Origin of the sequence: Streptomyces sp. NPDC101225 (assembly GCF_044767585.1) — a bacterium.
GTDB lineage: Bacteria > Actinomycetota > Actinomycetes > Streptomycetales > Streptomycetaceae > Streptomyces.
On record NZ_JBIWOE010000026.1, the window covers coordinates 1 to 17,520 of the forward strand.

A 17,520-nucleotide genomic window follows, 5' to 3' on the forward strand; every position below is an offset into this window, starting at 1 on the left:
CGACAGAACCAGCTACAAAGCCACCATCAGCATCGACATCCAGACCACCCGCACAACTTGACACCGGACACCCAGCGCTAACTACACGGCGTTGGACCTAGTACCGCGCCCCACCCCCCGGCCGACCCGCACCCCGGACTCCTGAACCGCCTCTTCCGGTACGGCGCCTCGGGGCGTCCTGTGCTTCCGTACGGTCCGGTATCCGGCGCCGATCGTGAGGGTCGCCGCGAGGAACAGCACGGTGAACCACTGGAAGTACCAGTGCCCGCCCGCCGGGTCGTACACCTGTGCCCGGGGCCAGGCCAGGTCAAGGGCCATGAGGAGGCCGTAGAGGAGGGCGAAGGCGTTGACCGGGACGCCCCAGCGGCCGAGGGAGAAGAGTGTGCCGCCCCTCTCGTCGGTGCCCTCGACCGCGAGCGTGCCGCGCAGCCGCCGGATCAGGAGCGGGCCGGTGACCATCGCGTACGCCAGGTACAGCAGCACGATGCAGGTGGTGCCGATGGCCAGGAAGGCGTCCGGGGAGGCGAAGTCGAGCAGCAGCAGGGCCGCCGCGAGGACGCCGACGACCAGGGCCGGTGCGGCAGGCATCCCGGTGCGCGGGTTGACGTGCGCGAGCCGTGCGGAGAAGGGCAGTTGGCCGTCGCGGGCCATGGAGAACAGCATCCGGCAGGCCGCCGTCTGGATCGCCAGCGTCGCCACCGCGATCGCCACCACCACGTCCGCGAGCAGGAGCTTGCCGACGCCGTCGCCGAGGCTGCTGGTCAGCACGTAGCTGAGGCCGTCGACGCCCAGGTGCCCGTCGGTCAGGCTGGGCGCGGCGAGCAGACCGCCGAGGACGACCAGGCCGCCGAGCAGGCCCGCCGCACCCAGCGCGGTGAGGATCGTGCGGGGCGCGGTGCGGCGCGGATGGTGCGTCTCCTCGCTCATCTCGCCCGCGCTGTCGAAGCCGATCATCACGTACGCCGCCGTGAACGACCCCACCAGCAGCGCCCCCAGCAGGCCCGGACCCGCGGCGCCCTGGGTGTGGAAGGTGATGCCGGGGGAGCGCCGTGAGTGGGTCAGCAGCAGGACGACGATCAGGATCGCGCCGATGATCTCGGCGGTGACACCGACGCGGTTGACCACGGACATCACCCGGTTGTCCAGCATGTTCACCAAGGTGGTCAGCACCAGCAGGATCACGCCCAGCACCGCCGCGTTCGCCGCGCCGTCGGGCGAGGTGGGAGCCGGGTCGCCGCCGACCAGCTGGAAACCCGGCCAGATCGCCGGCAGCACGGTCTGCAGCGCCAGCGCCGCCGCCGCGACCACCACGATCTGCCCGATCACCATGATCCAGCCCGCGAACCAGCCGAAGGTGAGGCCCGCGAGGCGCGAGGACCACTGGTAGATGGCGCCCGAGAGCGGATAGCGGGCGGCCAGCTCCGCGAAGCAGGCCGCCACCGCCAGCTGCCCGACCAGCACCACCGGCCAGGTCCAGAAGAAGACGGGGCCGCCGAAGGCGTACCCGAAGGCGAAGAACTGGAAGACCGTGGTCAGCACGGAGATGAAGGAGAACCCGGCCGCGAAGGAGGCGTAGCGGCCCAGGCTGCGATGCAGTTCCTGGCGGTAGCCGAACTCGGCGAGTGAGCCGTCGCCCGGCGGCCGGGCCGGATCGGGGCGTAGGTCGGAGGGAGCGGTTGTCGTCACGGCGGCACCTGCCTTCGGCGCGGATTCCAGTGGGCACGGCAGGAGGTCCCGTGGGCACGGAATTCCTGTCGGGCGACAGAAATTAGGGACGCGCTGTTTCCTGTGCGTCACGCCGCCATGTCCGCGGCGGGCCCAAGTCCTCACGCGCTTGCTCTGCACTCGAAAACGCGATACATCGTGTGTATTGACGAGCCGTTCCGGGTCGCGATATGTTCGGCCACGGATATTCGGGATGGGGTGATGGTCATGGCGATGAAGCGCCGCAAGCTCAGCAATCCGCTGGCGCTGGCCGTGATGGTCACGCTCTGGCAGAAGCCGATGCATCCGTACGAGATCGCGCAGACGCTGCGCCGCCAGGGCAAGGACGTCAGCACGAAGATCAACTACGGCTCGCTCTACACGGTCGTGCAGAACCTCCAGAAGCACGGCTTCGTCGAGGTCGCCGACGTCGAGCGGCAGGGCAACCGCCCCGAGCGCACGGTCTACGGACTCACCGAGGAGGGGCGGGAGGAGATGGCCGACTGGCTGTCCGATCTGCTGGCCGTCCCCGCCAAGGAGTTCCCGATCTTCGAGACCGCGCTGTCCCTGGTCGGCGCCCTGCCTCCCGACGAGGTGGTGCGGCTGCTGGAGGAGCGCCTGCAGAATCTGGAGGTGGAGGTGGCGAGCGGTCGCGCGGCGCTGGAGAAGCTGTGCGAGACGCTGCCGCGGCTCTTCCTCGTGGAGGTCGAGTACCAGTTGCACATGGTCGAGGCGCAGGCGCGGTGGGTCCGCGGTTTCCTCGAGGAGATCGAGAAGGGCACCCTGCCCGGCGTCGACGGGTGGCGCCACTTCCATGAAACGGGGGAGCTGCCACCGGAGTTCAGATAACGAGAAGGACCCCGGCCGGGCTGTTGCAGCAGCATGGCCGGGGTCGCGAACCCCGAGCTGGATCCGCCGTGCGGCGGCTCCGGGCGACCGAGGTGCGGCACACCCAGGATAGCCCGGCGCTCCCGGCGCGGACGGATCAGCTGCCATCCGCTCATCAGGAGAGCTGTCGTCATGAGTACCACCCGTGCGCCCGCTGTGGAGGCGCGCCAGCTGATCAAGACCTACGCCGGTGACGTCACCGCCCTGCGCGGCATGGACGTCACCGTCGAACCGGGCACCGTCTTCGGGCTCCTCGGGCCTAACGGCGCCGGCAAGTCGACCACCGTCAAGATCCTCACCACGCTCGCCGAGCCCGACTCGGGCACCGCGACCGTTGCGGGGCACGATGTGCTGCGCCACCCCGACCGGGTGCGCCGCGCGATCGGCGTGGTCGCCCAGAGCTCCGGCGCCGACCCGGTCGCCACGGGCCGCGAGAACCTCCAACTCCAGGGCAGGCTCTACGGATTGAAGGGCGCGGCGCTGAGCGGGCGGGTGGCCGAGCTGCTCGACCGCTTCGGCCTCGCCGACGCCGCGAAGCGTCCGGTCAAGGGCTACTCCGGCGGCATGCGACGCCGCCTGGACGTCGCCCTGGGCCTGGTGCACCGGCCCGAGGTGCTCTTCCTCGACGAGCCCACCACCGGTCTGGACCCCGAGGCCCGTACCGCGATGTGGGACGAGATCGACCGGCTGGCGGGCGAGGAGGGACTGACCATCCTGCTCACCACGCACTATCTCGACGAAGCCGACCGGCTCGCCGAACGCATCGCCATCGTCGACCGCGGGCGCGTCGTCGTCGAGGGCACGCCGGACGCCCTGAAGGGCGAACTGCGGGGCGACGCCGTCCATCTGGAGCTGCGGGAAGTGGTCGGCGAGGCCGGCCGCACGCTCCTCAAGGGCGCCATCGGCCGGCTGTCCGGCCTGCACGAGGTGCTGGTCGACGGGCGCCGGGTGAGCGTCCGCGCCGACGACGGGGCGGCGGCCGTGCCCGCGCTGCTCGGCGCCCTGGAGCGGGCCGGTGTCGGGGTCGCCGCCGCGACCGTCGCCCGGCCCTCCCTGGACGACGTCTACCTCCGCTACGCCGGCCGCCGCTACTCCGAGGCGGATGCCGAGGCCACCGGCCACCTCGTCCTCGCCGGAGGTGCGCAGTGAGCGCGGCCGTCTCCCAGACCTGGTACATGACCCAGCGTCAGCTCATGGTGTTCACCCGGCAGCCGGCGTACGCGATCATCACCCTGATCCAGCCGGTGATCTGGCTGTTCCTGTTCGGCAACCTCTTCAAGAAGGTGGTCGAGCTGGGCGGCTTCGGGACCACCACGTATCTCGACTACCTGGTCCCGGGCGTGGTCGTGATGAGCGCGCTCAGCTCCAACATGTGGGCCGGCATGGGCACGTTGGAGGAGATCCAGCGCGGCACGCTCAACCGCTTCCTGACCACGCCGGTCAGCCGGGCCGCGCTGATGAACGGCAACGTCGTCAACAACGGCCTGATCACCGCCTTCCAGTCGGTCGTCATCGTGCTGCTCGCCCTGGCGGGCGGCGCGGACTACCCGGGCGGCGCCGCCGGGGTCGCGGTGCTGGTCGTCGCCTCCGTGCTGCTCGGCACGATCTTCGGGGCGCTGTCCAACGCGCTCGGCATGCTGGTGCAGGAGCGGGAGTCGATCATCGGCATCAACACCTTCCTGCTGCTGCCGCTGACGTTCCTGTCGAGTGCCTTCATGGCGCCGTCCCAGATGCCGGGCTGGATGCGGCACATCGCCGACTTCAACCCGCTCAACTGGGCGATGGTGGCGGGCCGTTCGGCGCTGTCGGAGGACCCGGACTGGGGCGACGTGTGCAGCCGGGGCGGGGCGCTGCTGGCGCTCGCGGTGGCCGCGGTGTGGCTGTCGATCCGTACGTTCCGGTCGTACCAGCGGAAGGTGTGAGCACGGCGAAGGGGCGGCACCTCCACGGGTGCCGCCCCTTCGGGACGTCTCGCACGGCGGGCGACCGCCCGGGGCGGCGGGCGACCGGCTCGTACGGCCGGCGCGGGATCACGCGGCCGGTGCGGAGGTCTCCTGCTCCCGCTCGATACGCGCGTTCCACTCCCGCTTGGAGGCCTGCCAGCCGTCCTCGTTGTGGCCGAGGCGCCAGTAGCCGGAGATCGACAGGTCCTCGCGCGGGATCTGCAGTTCGAGGCGCAGCAGCCGGCGCAGCTCCTTCACGAAGTGCGCCTCACCGTGCACGAACGCGTGCATGCGGCCCTCGGGGAACTCCAGCGCCCGTACCGTCTCACTGAGCAGCTCGCCCACCGGACGCTCGCCGCGGTGCAGCCAGACGACCTCCACGCCGGAGTCGATCTTCTGCTCCTCCTCGGGGCCGGAGACCTCCACGAAGGCGTGGACCGTCACGCCGTCGGGCAGCGACTCCAGGGAGCGGGCGATGGCGGGCAGCGCGCTCTCGTCACCGGCCAGCAGATGCCAGTCCGCGCTCAGGTCCGGGGCGTAGGCGCCGCCGGGGCCCATGAAGTGCACGGTCTCGCCGGGCCGGACCCGCGCCGCCCAGGGGCCGGCCAGGCCCTCGTCGCCGTGGATGACGAAGTCCAGCGTCAGCTCGCGGGACTCCGGGTCCCAGGCGCGCACGGTGTACGTCCGTGTCACCGGCCACTGCTCGCGCGGCAGGTCCGCACGGATGCGCTCCAGGTCGAAGGGCTCCGGGTAGGTCACCCCCGCGGCCGGCGGGAACAGCAGCTTCACGTAGTGGTCGGTGCAGGTGTCGGCCGTGAAACCGGCCAGCCCCTCGCCGCCGAGGACCACGCGCTGCATGTGCGGGGTCAGCCGCTCGGTGCGGACGACCTGCGCATACTGCGCCCTCCGTGGCGCTCGAGCCGGACGTTCTGCCATGGCGACCTCCCACATTCCCATGCTTAGGCTTACCTAAGCTAGCATCTCTCCCGCCGTCGGCACGTCATGCGTCCCGACCATTCGGGGAACAGGGACATCGTTCACGCGCCGAGCGTGGTCAGCAGGCGCTGCAGCGACCCGCCGAGCCCCCACCGCGCGGCCAGCGCGTCCAGTGCCGCCCGGTCGCGCGGGACGTGCGGCAGTGCCGTGTCGACGTCCGGCAGCGGGACGTCGCCGGCGACCTCGACGACCTTCGGCGCGACCGCGACGTAGGGCCGCGACGCGTCGAGCCGCTTGCGCTGCGACGGTGTGAGCTTCGACTTCGGGTCCTCGACCGCGGCCATGATCCCGGCCAGGTCCCCGAACTCGGCGAGCAGCTTCGCCGCCGTCTTCTCGCCGATGCCGGGCACGCCCGGCAGCCCGTCGCTCGGATCGCCGCGCAGCAGCGCCAGATCCGCGTACCCCCTGCCGTCGACCCCGTACTTCTCGCGCAGCCACGCCTCGTCGGTGAGCTGGAGCGTGCCGACGCCCTTGAGCGGATAGAGCACGCGCACCCCGCGCGCGTCGTCCACCAGCTGGTACAGATCGCGGTCGCCGGTGACGATGTCGACCGGGCCCTTCGCCCGCGCGGTGAACGTGCCGATCACGTCGTCCGCCTCGTACGGCTCCACGCCCACGCGCGCGATGCCGAGCGCGTCCAGGACGTCCTCGATGACGGGGACCTGCGGGGAGAGCGTGTCGGGCACCTCCTCCTCGTCCGGTCCCGCCGCGCGCTCCTCGGCGACGCGGTGCGCCTTGTACGAGGGGATCAGGTCGACCCGCCACTGGGGGCGCCAGTCGGCGTCCATGCAGGCCACGAGGTGGTCGGGCCGGTGGTCCTTGACCAGGCGGTCGATGAATTCCAGCAGCCCGCGCACCGCGTTCACCGGTGTGCCGTCCGGGGCCTTCACGGACTCCGGGACGCCGAAGTAGGCGCGGAAGTACAGCGAGGCGGTGTCGAGGAGCATCAGTCGTCCGGTCACGTCTCGCATCATGCCGTACGGCACCGACAGCGGCCCGCCGCCGAGGCCGCACGACGCCCGCGCACTCCCTGTGAAGCGGGCCACTGCCGGTTTGGGCTGGACCACTCTGGGCAGGCGCCGCCCCGGAGTGATGGCGGTTGCGCCTTCAACCGGTTCGCCGTGTCGTCTCCCCTGTTCCCGTCGTCGAGTCAAGAGGTACGCGTGTCATCCAGGCTTGAGGCCGAACATCTCTACAAGGTGTTCGGCAGACAACCAGTCAAGGCGGTCGAGCGGCTCCGGCAGGGTGCCGACCGCGAGGAATTGCGTGCCGACGGCACGACTGCCGCCGTGATCGACGCCTCCTTCACGGTGGAACCGGGCCAGATATTCGTGGTCATGGGCCTGTCCGGGTCCGGCAAGTCCACGCTGCTGCGCATGCTCAACGGCCTGCTGGAACCGACCGACGGACGCGTCCGCTTCGACGGCCAGGACCTGACCGCGCTCGGCGACCGCGAGCTGCGCGAGGTGCGTGCGCACAAGATCAGCATGGTCTTCCAGCACTTCGCGCTGTTCCCGCACCGCAGCGTGCTCGAGAACGCGGCGTACGGCCTTGCCGTGCAGGGCGTGCCCCGCGCCGAGCGCGAGAAGCGCGCCGGCGAGGCGCTGGCCCTGTGCGGTCTGGCCGGCTGGGAGAAGTCCTGGCCCGACGAGCTCTCCGGCGGAATGCAGCAGCGTGTCGGTCTCGCCCGGGCCCTCGCCACGGACGCCGACCTGCTGCTGATGGACGAGTCGTTCAGCGCGCTCGACCCGCTGATCCGGCGCGACATGCAGGACCAGCTGCTCCAGCTCCAGCAGAGCCTGAAGAAGACGATCGTCTTCATCACCCACGACCTCAACGAGGCCATGCGCCTGGGCGACCGCATCGCCGTCATGCGCGACGGCGAGATCGTCCAGATCGGCTCGGCCGAGGACATCCTCATCCGGCCCGCCGACGACTACGTGGCCTCCTTCACCAAGGACGTCGACCGCTCCCGTGTGCTGACCGCCTCCGCGGTGATGGACACCGAGGTGCGCGGCGACGAGGCCGACTGCGGCTGCGAGAGCGGCAGCGGCTGCCGGACCGTGAGCCCGGACACGCCGTTCACCGAGCTCTGCGCGATCAGCGCCCGGCTGACGCACCCGGTGGCCGTCGTGGACGAGAAGCGGAAGCTCCTCGGAGTGGTCCCACAGCAGCGCCTGGTCGGCTTCATCGGCGACGCGGAGGTGACCCATGCCTAGGATCCCGCTCGGCAGCTGGGTCAACGACACGGTCGACTGGCTGCTCGGCCACATGTCGTGGCTCTTCGACTTCCTCAAGACCGTCTTCACCGGCTTCTACGACGGCATCAACTCCGTCCTCCAGGCCCCCGAGCCACTGCTGCTCGCGGGCATCTTCGCCGTGGTCGCCTTCTGGCTGCGCGGCACGCTCGCCGGTGTCCTCACCTTCGCGGGATTCGCCTTCATCGACTCCCTCGAACTGTGGGAGCACGCGATGATGACCCTGTCGCTGGTGCTCGTCGCCACCGTCATCGCGCTGGTGATCTCGGTGCCCGTGGGCATCTGGGCCGCGCGCTCCGACCGGGTCAGCGGTGTGGTCCGGCCGGTCCTCGACTTCATGCAGACGATGCCCGCGATGATCTACCTCATCCCGGCGATCCTGTTCTTCGGCACCGGCGCCCCCGCGGGCATCGTGGCCACCCTGATCTTCGCGCTCGCTCCCGGCGTGCGCATGACGGAGCTGGGCATCCGCCAGGTCGACGGGGAACTGGTCGAGGCCGCCGAGGCGTTCGGCACCTCGCCCCGCGACACGCTGCTGCGCGTCCAGCTGCCGCTCGCGCTGCCCACCGTCATGGCCGGCGTCAACCAGGTGATCATGCTCGGCCTGTCCATGGCCGCGATCGCCGGCATGGTCGGCACCGGCGGTCTCGGTGGCGACGTCAACGCGGCCATCGGCCAGCTCGACGTCGGCCTCGGCTCCGAGGCCGGTGTCGCCATCGTGATCCTCGCCATCTACCTCGACCGCATGACCGGCGCCCTCGGCACCCATGTCTCCCCGCTGGGCCGCCGCGCCGCCGCCAAGGCGCGCGCCGCGCACGGCCTGCGGCTGTGGTCGTACCGGCCGAGCCCGCAGATCGCCGTGGTCGGCGTCGTCGTCCTCGCGCTCGTCGCGGGCGGCATGGGCGTCTTCGGCGGCAACGGCAACGGCAGTGCCGTGGCCGACGGCGGGAACGTGGGCCAGGGCAAGAAGATCAGCATCGGCTACATCCCCTGGGACGAGGGCGTCGCCTCCACCTTCCTCTGGAAGGAGATCCTCGAGGAGCGGGGCTACCAGGTGGACGCCAAGCAGTTCGAGGCCGGACCGCTCTACACCGCCGTCGCCCAGGGCACCGTCGACTTCCAGACCGACGCCTGGCTCCCGACGACGCACGAGCAGTACTGGAAGAAGTACGGCAAGGACCTCGACGACCTCGGGGCCTGGTACGGCCAGACCTCGCTGGAGCTGACCGTCCCGTCGTACATGAAGGACGTCGACTCGCTGGCGGACCTGAAGGGCAAGGCCGCCGAGTTCGGCGGGAAGATCACCGGCATCGAGCCCAGCGCCGGAATGATGTCCCTGCTCAAGAGCAAGGTGCTCAAGGACTACGGCCTCGACAAGGAGTACAAGGTCGTCGACAGCTCCACGCCGGCGATGCTGGCCGAGCTCAAGCGCGCCTACAGCAAGAAGGAACCGATCGTCGTCACGCTCTGGTCGCCGCACTGGGCGTACAGCGACTACGACCTGAAGAAGCTGAAGGACCCCAAGGGCGCCTGGGGCCAGGGCGACGGCGTGCACACGGTCGCGCGCAAGGGCTTCGCGGACGACGACCCCGTCGTCGGCAAGTGGCTGAAGAACTTCAAGATGAGCGAGAAGGAGCTCACCGGGCTCGAGGCCGAGATCAACAAGGCGGGCAAGGGCAAGCAGCAGGACGCGGTCCGCGCCTGGCTGAAGAAGAACCCCGGCGTGGTCGACAAGCTCGCACCCGTGCAGAAGACCGCCGAGTCGCCCGCCGAGGCCAAGCGCCCGCTGAACGTGGCCTGGTTCGCCTGGGACGAGGACATCGCCGTCACCTACCTCTGGAAGAACGTCCTGGAGCGGCGCGGCTACAAGCTGAACCTCAAGCAGATGGACGTCGGCCCGGTCTACACCGGCCTCGCCTCCGGGGACCTGGACGTCAACTTCGACGCCTGGCTGCCGTATGCCCAGAAGAACTACTGGGACAAGACCAAGGACAGTCTCAAGGACCTGGGTACCTGGTATCAGCCGACCTCGCTGGAAGTCGCCGTGCCCTCCTACGTCAAGGGCGTGAAGTCCTACGAGGACCTCAAGGGCAAGGCGAGCACCTTCGGCGGGAAGATCATCGGTATCGAGCCGGGCACCGGCGAGATGAACATCCTGAAGACGAAGGTCCTGCCCGGCTACGGCCTCGACAAGGAGTACAAGGTCGTCGACGGCTCCACGCCGGCGATGCTGGCCGAGCTCAAGCGCGACTACGCGCGGAAGAAGCCCGTGGCCGTCGTGCTGTGGTCCCCGCACTGGGCCTACAGCCGCTACGACCTCACCAAGCTGAAGGACGACAAGAAGCTCTTCGGCGAGGGCAACACGATCCGCACCATCACCAACAAGAAGTTCACCGAGCAGTACCCGCAGCTCACCAAGTGGATCAAGGGCTTCCATATGAGCGAGGACGAGCTCGGCAGTCTGGAGAGCGCGATCAACCAGCAGGGTCAGGGCCACGAGGAGCAGGCGGTGGCCGCGTGGGCCGACAAGCACCCCGAGGTGGTCGGCCGGATGACAGCGCAGTGACCCCGGGTACGAAAAGGATCCGGCCAACCACATAGCGCCACCTCTTCACCCGAGCCTCACCGCCCACCTGTCCGGGGCGCCGACGGCTCCGCGCCCTCGCGGCGCGGTGCCGAAGGCGCCCCGGACGCGTTCCCGCCGCCCGCCCGCGCCGTCCAACCGGACGGCCGCCGACCGGCCGGCCGTGCGGGCCGGCGCCAACTTCCCTCCGCGGCGCGGGACTTCACCCTGTTCCGCGCAAATCCCTGATCACGGGCCTGATCGCGGGCCCGCGAGACGGGACGGTCGCCGGGAACACATACGAGCCCCGGCGCATTGAAACGGAAAAGGGAATTTCCGCCCGGCGCCGTTCGGCGGAGCCGGGGGGAGTCGCGGAGGAGGTCGCCGCGCGCCCCTCGATTTCATCGTGCGGCGGATCGGCCGGCCGCGGATCCGGTGTCCGGACCGCGGGTGTGCCGCCACCGCCTCGGCCGACGTCCGAAACGGCGGGTCGGCCCTCCTGAACAGCGGCGTCGTCCCGAAGGAGGAATCCGCGCGGGGCCGGTCGGGAGTGCTCATCGGCCTTCGGCAATTGGCGAATTGACCGCATGCTGTGTTTACGAGTATGTGACGGGCACGTGAAACGGTTTGCCGAACCTGCGTAAGGTGCAGAGAACCCAGCAGAGGCGCAGGGACCGACGAGCGAAGGAGGGAGCCGGAGCGATGGGCGACCACAAAGAACAGCCCTTGCGCGTGGGCGCGGCCGTACGGCGACGGCGCCGGGCGCTGCAGCTCACTCTCGCCGTCGTGGCCGAGCGCAGCGGCCTGTCGATCCCGTTCCTGAGCCAGGTCGAGAACGACCGCGCCCGCCCCAGCAGAGCCTCCCTGGAGAAGGTCGCCGACGCCCTGCGCACCACCGCCGTCGAACTCCTGGCCGCCGCCGACCCGGCGTGCAGCGTCGACGTGGTGCGCGGCGAGGCGTGCGAGCCGGCCGCGGAGCCGCGGCAGCGCTCCCTGGTGCGGGGTCATCACCAGATGCACGCCTCGGAGTTCACCGGCGACCATGACGCGGGCCGCGAATTTCAGTACCGCAACGACCAGTTGCTGTACGTCGCCGACGGCGCCGTGGAGATCGAGGCGGAGGGGCGTGCCTACCGGCTCGGCCGCGGCGACACGCTCTATCTGACGGGCGGCGTGCGCCACCGGTGGCGGGCGACGGTGTCGGACACCCGCGTGATCGTCGTCGCGGTGGCCGAGCACGTCGAGGCGGTCCAGAACCGGTCGCGGTAGTGCCGGTGCGTGTCGTCTCCCTCGTCCCCTCGCTGACGGAGGCGGTGGCGGTCTCGGTGCCCGGCGCCCTCGTCGGCGCGACGGACTGGTGCACCCACCCCGTGGACCTCGACGTGGCACGCGTCGGCGGCACCAAGAACCCGAAGCTCGACCGCGTCCTCGCCCTCGCCCCCGACCTGGTGGTCGCGAACGAGGAGGAGAACCGCGAGCCCGACCTGGCGGCCCTGCGCGCGGCGGGCACCGAGGTGCTGGTGACCGAGGTGCGCGCCGTACCGCAGGCGTTCGCGGAGCTGGAGCGGGTGCTGCGGGCGTGCGGGGCGGCCTCCCGGCCGCGCTGGCTGGACGAGGCGGAGAGCGCCTGGTCCGAACTGCCCCGCCCGCGGCGGCGTACGACGGCCGTGGTGCCGATCTGGCGCCGCCCCTGGATGGTGCTGGGCCGGGACACGTTCGCCGGCGACGTCCTCTCCCGCCTCGGCGTCGACCACCTCCACGCCCGCCACCCCGACCGCTATCCCCGCGTCCCCGCCGAGGAGTTGCGGGCGGCGGCGCCGGACGTCGTCGTACTGCCGGACGAGCCCTACCGCTTCACCGCCGGGGACGGCCCGGAGGCGTTCCCGGGGCTGCGGTGCGCCCTGGTCAGCGGACGTCATCTCACGTGGTACGGGCCGTCGTTGGCCGAGGCTCCACGGGTGCTCGGCCAGGCGCTGCGAGCAGCTCGCCGCTGACCAGGCCGCGGGCCGTGTACAGGGCGGCGGTGCCCCACGCGGCGACGAGCAGCACGTACAGCCCGACCGCGAGCCAGTCGTAGCCGAGGAGGCCGGTGCGGCCGGCGAGGGACTCGGCGCCGGTGACGCACGTCCCCACGGGGAAGGTGAACGCCCACCACGTCATCGAGAAGCCCATGCCGTGGCGGCGCGCCCGCACCACGTACGCGGCGGCGAACGCGAGCCACAGCAGCGCGAAGCCCATGACGGGCACGCCGTAGAGGACGGCGAGGACGCCGAATCCTTCGCGGTAGGGCGCCGGCACGGCACCGGGGGCGGCGTCCGCGAACTTGCCCACCGCGGTCGTGGACTGGCCGAGCGGGCCCAGCACCAGGAACAGGGCCGGGGTCAGCGCGAGCGGCAGCGGACCGCCGGTGATCAGCCGGGCGAAGATCACCGGCAGCATCACCAGGGTCGCGAGCAGACTCAGCCCGAACATCGCGAAGCAGGCGAGGAGCAGCGTCGCCCGGGGCTGCCCCGGCGGCAGATGCGGCACGAGCAGCGGCCCGACCGCGGCGGACACCATGGGTGCGACCACCGGCAGCAGCCACACCGGAGACGCCTGCCCGGGCTCGATCCGGTGCCGTACGGCCATCAGGTACGGCACCGCGACGGCGGCCGCCAGCCCGATCACCGTCCCGGCGGTGAACAGCACGCCGTCGAGGGCGACGGCGCCCCGCAGGCCGATCCAGTCCCGGCCGACGACCATGGCGCCGGCGCCGACGGCCAGCAGCCCCATGGACAGGCAGCCGTAGAACGGCGCCGCCGCCGGGTCGAGGAGATGGGCGCGGGCCTGGTCGCGGTGGTACCTCCAGTGCAGCGCGCGGGCGGCGAGCACGGTGAGCAGAAGTGCGAGCGAGAGCGCCCACATGGCGGCGCAGGCGGTGCGCAGGCCGGGGACGTGCAGGGGGAGGGCCGCTCCCGCGGTGCCGACGATGGCGGTGCCCATGACGGCGGCGTACCAGTTGGGTCCGAGATGGCGGACGGCCGTGGCGCGGGGGACACGAGGGGCACGGGGGGTGGCGTGCGGAAGGTGCTGGGCTGCGGTGACCATGACTCCACGGTCCCGTCGTCCGGGACGGCCGACCAGGGAGTGCTGTTCTATCAGGGCATAAGCTGGGTTTATGAGCGAAGGGGAGACGCGGGGCTCGCTGGCGCACCGGGTGCCGGACCTGGGCGCGCTGGAGCTGCTGCTGGCGGTGGCGCGGGTCGGCAGCCTCGGCGGGGCGGCGCGCGAGCTGGGCATCACGCAGCCCGCGGCCAGCAGCCGGATCCGGTCGATGGAGCGGCAGCTCGGCGTGGCCCTCGTCGACCGGTCGCCGCGGGGCTCCCGGCTCACCGGCGCCGGCGCGCTGGTCACGGACTGGGCGCGGCGGATCGTGGAGGCGGCGGAGGCGTTCGACGCGGGGGCGCAGGCGCTGCGGGACCGGCGCGACTCGCGGCTGCGGGTGGCGGCGAGCATGACGATCGCCGAGTATCTGCTGCCCGGCTGGCTGCTGGCGCTGCGCGCCCAGCGCCCCGACACGGCGGTCTCCCTGCTCGCCGGCAACTCGGCCGCGGTCGCCGAGCAGTTGCTGTCGGGCGAGGCGGATCTCGGCTTCGTGGAGGGCGTCGACGTGCCGCACGGCCTCGACTCCGCGGTCATCGCCCGCGACCGCCTCATCGTGGTGACGGGGCCCGCCCATGCGTGGGCCCGGCGGCGAAAGCCGCTGGCCGCCGCCGAACTGGCCGCGACCCCGCTGATCCTCCGGGAGAAGGGCTCCGGGACCCGGCAGGTCCTGGACGCGGCCCTGGGCGGACTGGCGCGCCCCCTGATCGAGCTCTCCTCGACGACCGCGGTGAAGGCGGCCGCCGTGAGCGGGGCGGGCCCCGCGGTGCTGAGCGAACTGGCCGTACGGGAGGAGCTGGCGATGCGGCGGCTGGTGCCGGTGCCGGTGGAGGGCATCGCGCTCGCCCGCGACCTGCGGGCGGTGTGGCCCACGGGGCACCGGCCGGCGGGCCCGGCGAGGGACCTGCTCTCCCTGACGCGCGGCTAGGGCGTGTTTCGAAAGCAGCGTCGTCCGCCCGCCGGGCAGGCGGGACTTTCGCAACCCGCCCCAGCGCTGTGGCCGGCCACCCGTCAGCCGCGTGAACAACCCTGCGGGTCGACACACCTAGCCCCTGTCGCCGAAGGGCCGCGTGACCGGTGCCTGGCGTGTGGTCCGCGCCGCCTCCACCAACCCGCGCACGACCCGCAGGTCCTCGCCCATCTCGGGATGCCACTGGACCCCCAGCACCCAGCCGTCGGCCGCCGGCAGCTCGACCGCCTCCACCGTGCCGTCCGCCGCGTGGGCCGACGGCACGAGCCCGGTGCCGAGGCGGTCGACCGCCTGATGGTGGTAGGTCGGGACGGACGTCTCCTCCGGCACGGCGGCGGCGTAGCGCGTGCCCGGCACCGGCTTGACCGGGTGATGGCCGAAGACGCCCACGACCTCCGCGTGACCGTCGAGGTGCTGCACGAGGGTGCCGCCGAGGGCCACGTTCAGCAGCTGCATGCCCCGGCAGATGCCCAGCAGCGGCACGCGTGCGGCCAGCGCGGCATCGATCAGCGCCAGTTCCCAGGCGTCCCGGGCACGGGCCGGCGGCCCGGTGCGGGGGTCGCGCCCGGCGCCGTAGCGGGCCGGCTCGACGTCCGGCCCGCCCGCGATCACCAGACCGTCCAGCCGGCCCACCACGTCCGCGGCCCGCGCGCCCTCGTCCGGCGGCAGCATCACCGCCACCCCGCCCGCCCGTTGCACGAGCCGCGGGTAGCCGGCCGGCAGCAGCGCGGCCTCCAGCTCCCACACGCCCCAGCGCACCCCGGCCTCCAGATACGTGCTGATGCCGATCAGCGGCCCGCCTGCCATACGTCCTCCCGCCGCAGCAATGGATCCGATCCATACCTTTGATCGCGCGGCCGTGGCTCAGGCCAGGAAACCCCTGAGCAGGGCCGCCGTCCCCGCGCAGTGCTCCCGCATGATCTCCCGCGCCCCCTCCGCGTCCCGGTCCAGCACCGCCTCCACCAGCGCGACGTGCTGGCGCTGCGAGTGCTCCAGGTTGCGGACGAGGAGCGGGATGCAGTCGAGCAGGTCGTTCACCGTGGCCCGCACGGCCGCGTACTGCGCGGTCAGCGTCGGCGACCCGCACAGCTCCGCGAGGGTGAGGTGGAGCAGGGTGTCCAGCCTGCGGTAGTCGGCGAGCGGCGCGTCGCCGGTGCGGTCCAGTGCCTCCCGCAGGCGGTCCGCCTGCTCCTTGCCCAGGCCGTGCGTCGCGCACAGCCCCGCCGCGCCGACCTCCAGGACCTCCCGGAAGCGCAGCACGTCCTCGATGTCGACCTCGGCGACCCGGCGCCGCAGCTCGTCCTCGCCGCCCGCGTCCGGGCGCGGGAGCACGAACGTTCCGCCGTAGCGCCCGCGCCGCGCCTCCACCAGACCCTGGTCCTGCAGCACCCTGAGCACCTCGCGCAGCGTGACGCGGCTGATGCCGAGCCGCTCCGCGAGCTCCCGCTCGGCCGGCAGCCGCTCGCCCCCCGGCACCAGGCCCAGCCGTACGACCTGGAGGATCTGCTCCAGCGCCTCCTCGAAGCCGTTGCCCGCCCGCACCGGCCGCAGCACCGGCGTCAACCGGTCCTCCGGGTCCCCGTCCGGATCCGCCGACATCCCGCCGCACCCCCTTCCCAAGCAATGGTTCTCCGGCATACCTTATGGCTTCCGGCCCGGTGGAAAAAGGGCAGCAGCCGAAGGAGATCTCCCGTGGCAGACCGCACACCTCCGCTCGGCGTCGAGGAGTTGCACGCCCTCGTCGCCGGCGGAGAGATCGACACTGTCGTCCTGGCCTTCCCCGACATGCAAGGGCGCCTCCAGGGCAAGCGGTTCGCCGCCCGCTTCTTCCTCGACGAGGTCCTGCACCACGGCACCGAGGGCTGCAACTACCTCCTCGCCGTCGACACCGAGATGAACACCGTCGACGGCTACGCCATGTCCTCCTGGGACCGCGGCTACGGCGACTTCGCCATGCATCCGGACCTCAGCACCCTGCGGCGCGTGCCCTGGAACGCCGGCACGGCCATGCTGATCGCCGACCTCGCCTGGAACGACGGCTCGCCCGTCGTCGCCGCCCCGCGCCAGATCCTGCGCCGCCAGCTCGACCGCCTCGCCGAACACGGCCTCACCGCCCAGGTCGGCACCGAGCTGGAGTTCATCGTCTTCAAGGACACCTACGAACAGGCCTGGGAGGCGGGCTACCGAGGGCTGACGCCGGCCAACCAGTACAACATCGACTACTCGGTCCTCGGCACCGGCCGGATCGAGCCCCTGCTGCGCCGCATCCGGAACGAGATGGCGGGCGCCGGCCTCACCGTCGAGTCCGCCAAGGGCGAGTGCAACCCCGGCCAGCACGAGATCGCCTTCCGCTACGACGAAGCCCTGCGCACCTGCGACCAGCACGCGATCTACAAGACCGGCGCCAAGGAGATCGCCGCCCAGGAGGGCGTGTCGATCACCTTCATGGCCAAGTACAACGAGCGCGAGGGCAACTCCTGCCACATCCACCTCTCGCTCGCGGACGCGGCCGGCAACAACGTCATGCCCGGTGAGGGGGAGGACGGCATGTCGGACGTCATGCGGCACTTCCTCGCCGGACAGCTCGCCGCCCTGCGGGACTTCTCCCTGCTCTACGCCCCCAACATCAACTCCTACAAGCGGTTCCAGCCGGGCTCCTTCGCCCCGACCGCCGTCGCCTGGGGCCACGACAACCGCACCTGCGCCCTCCGCGTCGTCGGCCACGGCCGGTCCCTGCGCTTCGAGAACCGGCTGCCGGGCGGCGACGTCAACCCGCACCTGGCCGTCGCCGGGCTGGTCGCGGCCGGGCTGCACGGCATCGAGCAGAAGCTGCGGCTGCCCGAGGCCTGCCCGGGCAACGCGTACACCGCCGAGTACGAGCACGTCCCGACCACCCTGCGGGAGGCCGCGGACCTCTGGGAGAACAGCCCGATCGCCCGGGCCGCCTTCGGCGACGAGGTCGTCGCGCACTACCGCAACATGGCGCGGGTCGAGCTCGAGGCCTACGACGCCGCCGTGACCGACTGGGAGCTGCGCCGCTCCTTCGAACGCATGTGA

At 71.6% G+C, this 17,520-nt stretch carries 15 protein-coding genes; 9 read left to right on the forward strand and 6 right to left on the reverse strand.

The annotated features are described in order from the left end of the window. Positions 1 to 81: 81 nt before the first annotated feature. A complete protein-coding gene (locus ACIRPX_RS29860; RefSeq protein ID WP_404200990.1) occupies positions 82 to 1,686 on the reverse strand; it encodes an amino acid permease in 1,605 nt (534 codons plus the stop codon). A gap of 246 nt (positions 1,687 to 1,932) precedes the next feature. On the opposite strand from ACIRPX_RS29860, the gene ACIRPX_RS29865 reads away from it, so the two are divergent. The 3 genes from ACIRPX_RS29865 to ACIRPX_RS29875 all read left to right on the forward strand — a co-directional run bounded on the left by ACIRPX_RS29865 (position 1,933) and on the right by ACIRPX_RS29875 (position 4,514). Further along, positions 1,933 to 2,553: a PadR family transcriptional regulator gene (locus ACIRPX_RS29865; protein ID WP_404200992.1), complete on the forward strand. Its 621-nt coding sequence runs from the start codon at positions 1,933 to 1,935 to the stop codon at positions 2,551 to 2,553. Positions 2,554 to 2,724: 171 nt separating this feature from the next. Beyond that, complete coding sequence (locus tag ACIRPX_RS29870; protein ID WP_404200994.1) at positions 2,725 to 3,741, forward strand: ATP-binding cassette domain-containing protein; 1,017 nt, start codon at positions 2,725 to 2,727, stop codon at positions 3,739 to 3,741. Next, positions 3,738 to 4,514: an ABC transporter permease gene (locus ACIRPX_RS29875; protein WP_404200996.1), complete on the forward strand. Its 777-nt coding sequence runs from the start codon at positions 3,738 to 3,740 to the stop codon at positions 4,512 to 4,514. Before ACIRPX_RS29870 ends, ACIRPX_RS29875 begins: the two co-directional genes overlap by 4 nt. Before the next feature lie 108 nt (positions 4,515 to 4,622). On the opposite strand, the gene ACIRPX_RS29880 is transcribed toward ACIRPX_RS29875, so the two are convergent. Together ACIRPX_RS29880 and ACIRPX_RS29885 are read right to left on the reverse strand one after the other, a co-directional pair. Beyond that, positions 4,623 to 5,471: a siderophore-interacting protein gene (locus tag ACIRPX_RS29880; protein WP_404200998.1), complete on the reverse strand. Its 849-nt coding sequence runs from the start codon at positions 5,469 to 5,471 to the stop codon at positions 4,623 to 4,625. A 101-nt stretch (positions 5,472 to 5,572) separates the two neighbouring features. After that, complete coding sequence (locus ACIRPX_RS29885; protein ID WP_404201208.1) at positions 5,573 to 6,502, reverse strand: 5'-3' exonuclease H3TH domain-containing protein; 930 nt, start codon at positions 6,500 to 6,502, stop codon at positions 5,573 to 5,575. A gap of 192 nt (positions 6,503 to 6,694) precedes the next feature. Between ACIRPX_RS29885 and ACIRPX_RS29890 the strand changes: the two genes are divergently transcribed. The 4 genes from ACIRPX_RS29890 (at position 6,695) to ACIRPX_RS29905 (ending at position 12,346) form a co-directional block, all read left to right on the forward strand. Further along, positions 6,695 to 7,750: a glycine betaine/L-proline ABC transporter ATP-binding protein gene (locus tag ACIRPX_RS29890; RefSeq protein ID WP_404201000.1), complete on the forward strand. Its 1,056-nt coding sequence runs from the start codon at positions 6,695 to 6,697 to the stop codon at positions 7,748 to 7,750. Continuing rightward, on the forward strand, positions 7,743 to 10,355 hold the full coding sequence (locus ACIRPX_RS29895; RefSeq protein ID WP_404201002.1) for an ABC transporter permease/substrate binding protein: 2,613 nt from the start codon (positions 7,743 to 7,745) through the stop codon (positions 10,353 to 10,355). Before ACIRPX_RS29890 ends, ACIRPX_RS29895 begins: the two co-directional genes overlap by 8 nt. Before the next feature lie 699 nt (positions 10,356 to 11,054). Next, positions 11,055 to 11,621 (forward strand): helix-turn-helix domain-containing protein, encoded by a 567-nt coding sequence (locus ACIRPX_RS29900; RefSeq protein WP_404201004.1) that lies wholly within the window; start codon positions 11,055 to 11,057, stop codon positions 11,619 to 11,621. Positions 11,622 to 11,626: 5 nt separating this feature from the next. Beyond that, on the forward strand, positions 11,627 to 12,346 hold the full coding sequence (locus ACIRPX_RS29905) for a helical backbone metal receptor (RefSeq protein ID WP_404201006.1): 720 nt from the start codon (positions 11,627 to 11,629) through the stop codon (positions 12,344 to 12,346). Here the strand turns inward: ACIRPX_RS29905 and ACIRPX_RS29910 are convergent. Next, positions 12,273 to 13,439 carry a TDT family transporter gene (locus ACIRPX_RS29910; RefSeq protein WP_404201008.1) on the reverse strand — a complete coding sequence of 389 codons (1,167 nt, stop codon included), beginning with the start codon at positions 13,437 to 13,439 and terminating at the stop codon, positions 12,273 to 12,275. The genes ACIRPX_RS29905 and ACIRPX_RS29910 overlap by 74 nt on opposite strands. A gap of 70 nt (positions 13,440 to 13,509) precedes the next feature. Between ACIRPX_RS29910 and ACIRPX_RS29915 the strand changes: the two genes are divergently transcribed. Beyond that, positions 13,510 to 14,421, forward strand: coding sequence for a LysR family transcriptional regulator (locus ACIRPX_RS29915; RefSeq protein WP_404201010.1), 912 nt, complete (start codon positions 13,510 to 13,512; stop codon positions 14,419 to 14,421). Positions 14,422 to 14,538: 117 nt separating this feature from the next. Here the strand turns inward: ACIRPX_RS29915 and ACIRPX_RS29920 are convergent, their stop codons facing one another. After that, positions 14,539 to 15,270 (reverse strand): gamma-glutamyl-gamma-aminobutyrate hydrolase family protein, encoded by a 732-nt coding sequence (locus tag ACIRPX_RS29920; RefSeq protein ID WP_404201012.1) that lies wholly within the window; start codon positions 15,268 to 15,270, stop codon positions 14,539 to 14,541. A 57-nt stretch (positions 15,271 to 15,327) separates the two neighbouring features. Beyond that, a complete protein-coding gene (locus tag ACIRPX_RS29925) occupies positions 15,328 to 16,062 on the reverse strand; it encodes a FadR/GntR family transcriptional regulator (RefSeq protein ID WP_404201014.1) in 735 nt (244 codons plus the stop codon). Positions 16,063 to 16,155: 93 nt separating this feature from the next. On the opposite strand from ACIRPX_RS29925, the gene ACIRPX_RS29930 reads away from it, so the two are divergent. Then, on the forward strand, positions 16,156 to 17,520 hold the full coding sequence (locus ACIRPX_RS29930; protein ID WP_404201016.1) for a glutamine synthetase family protein: 1,365 nt from the start codon (positions 16,156 to 16,158) through the stop codon (positions 17,518 to 17,520).

Excerpts from the sequence above, each read along its gene's own strand:
- ACIRPX_RS29865 (WP_404200992.1), top strand. The coding sequence starts at position 1,933 with ATGGCGATGAAGCGCCGCAAGCTCAGCAATCCGCTGGCGCTGGCCGTG.
- ACIRPX_RS29870 (WP_404200994.1), top strand. The coding sequence starts at position 2,725 with ATGAGTACCACCCGTGCGCCCGCTGTGGAGGCGCGCCAGCTGATCAAG.
- ACIRPX_RS29880 (WP_404200998.1), bottom strand. The coding sequence starts at position 5,471 with ATGGCAGAACGTCCGGCTCGAGCGCCACGGAGGGCGCAGTATGCGCAG.
- ACIRPX_RS29885 (WP_404201208.1), bottom strand. The coding sequence starts at position 6,502 with ATGCGAGACGTGACCGGACGACTGATGCTCCTCGACACCGCCTCGCTG.
- ACIRPX_RS29895 (WP_404201002.1), top strand. The coding sequence starts at position 7,743 with ATGCCTAGGATCCCGCTCGGCAGCTGGGTCAACGACACGGTCGACTGG.
- ACIRPX_RS29900 (WP_404201004.1), top strand. The coding sequence starts at position 11,055 with ATGGGCGACCACAAAGAACAGCCCTTGCGCGTGGGCGCGGCCGTACGG.
- ACIRPX_RS29910 (WP_404201008.1), bottom strand. The coding sequence starts at position 13,439 with ATGGTCACCGCAGCCCAGCACCTTCCGCACGCCACCCCCCGTGCCCCT.
- ACIRPX_RS29915 (WP_404201010.1), top strand. The coding sequence starts at position 13,510 with ATGAGCGAAGGGGAGACGCGGGGCTCGCTGGCGCACCGGGTGCCGGAC.
- ACIRPX_RS29920 (WP_404201012.1), bottom strand. The coding sequence starts at position 15,270 with ATGGCAGGCGGGCCGCTGATCGGCATCAGCACGTATCTGGAGGCCGGG.
- ACIRPX_RS29925 (WP_404201014.1), bottom strand. The coding sequence starts at position 16,062 with ATGTCGGCGGATCCGGACGGGGACCCGGAGGACCGGTTGACGCCGGTG.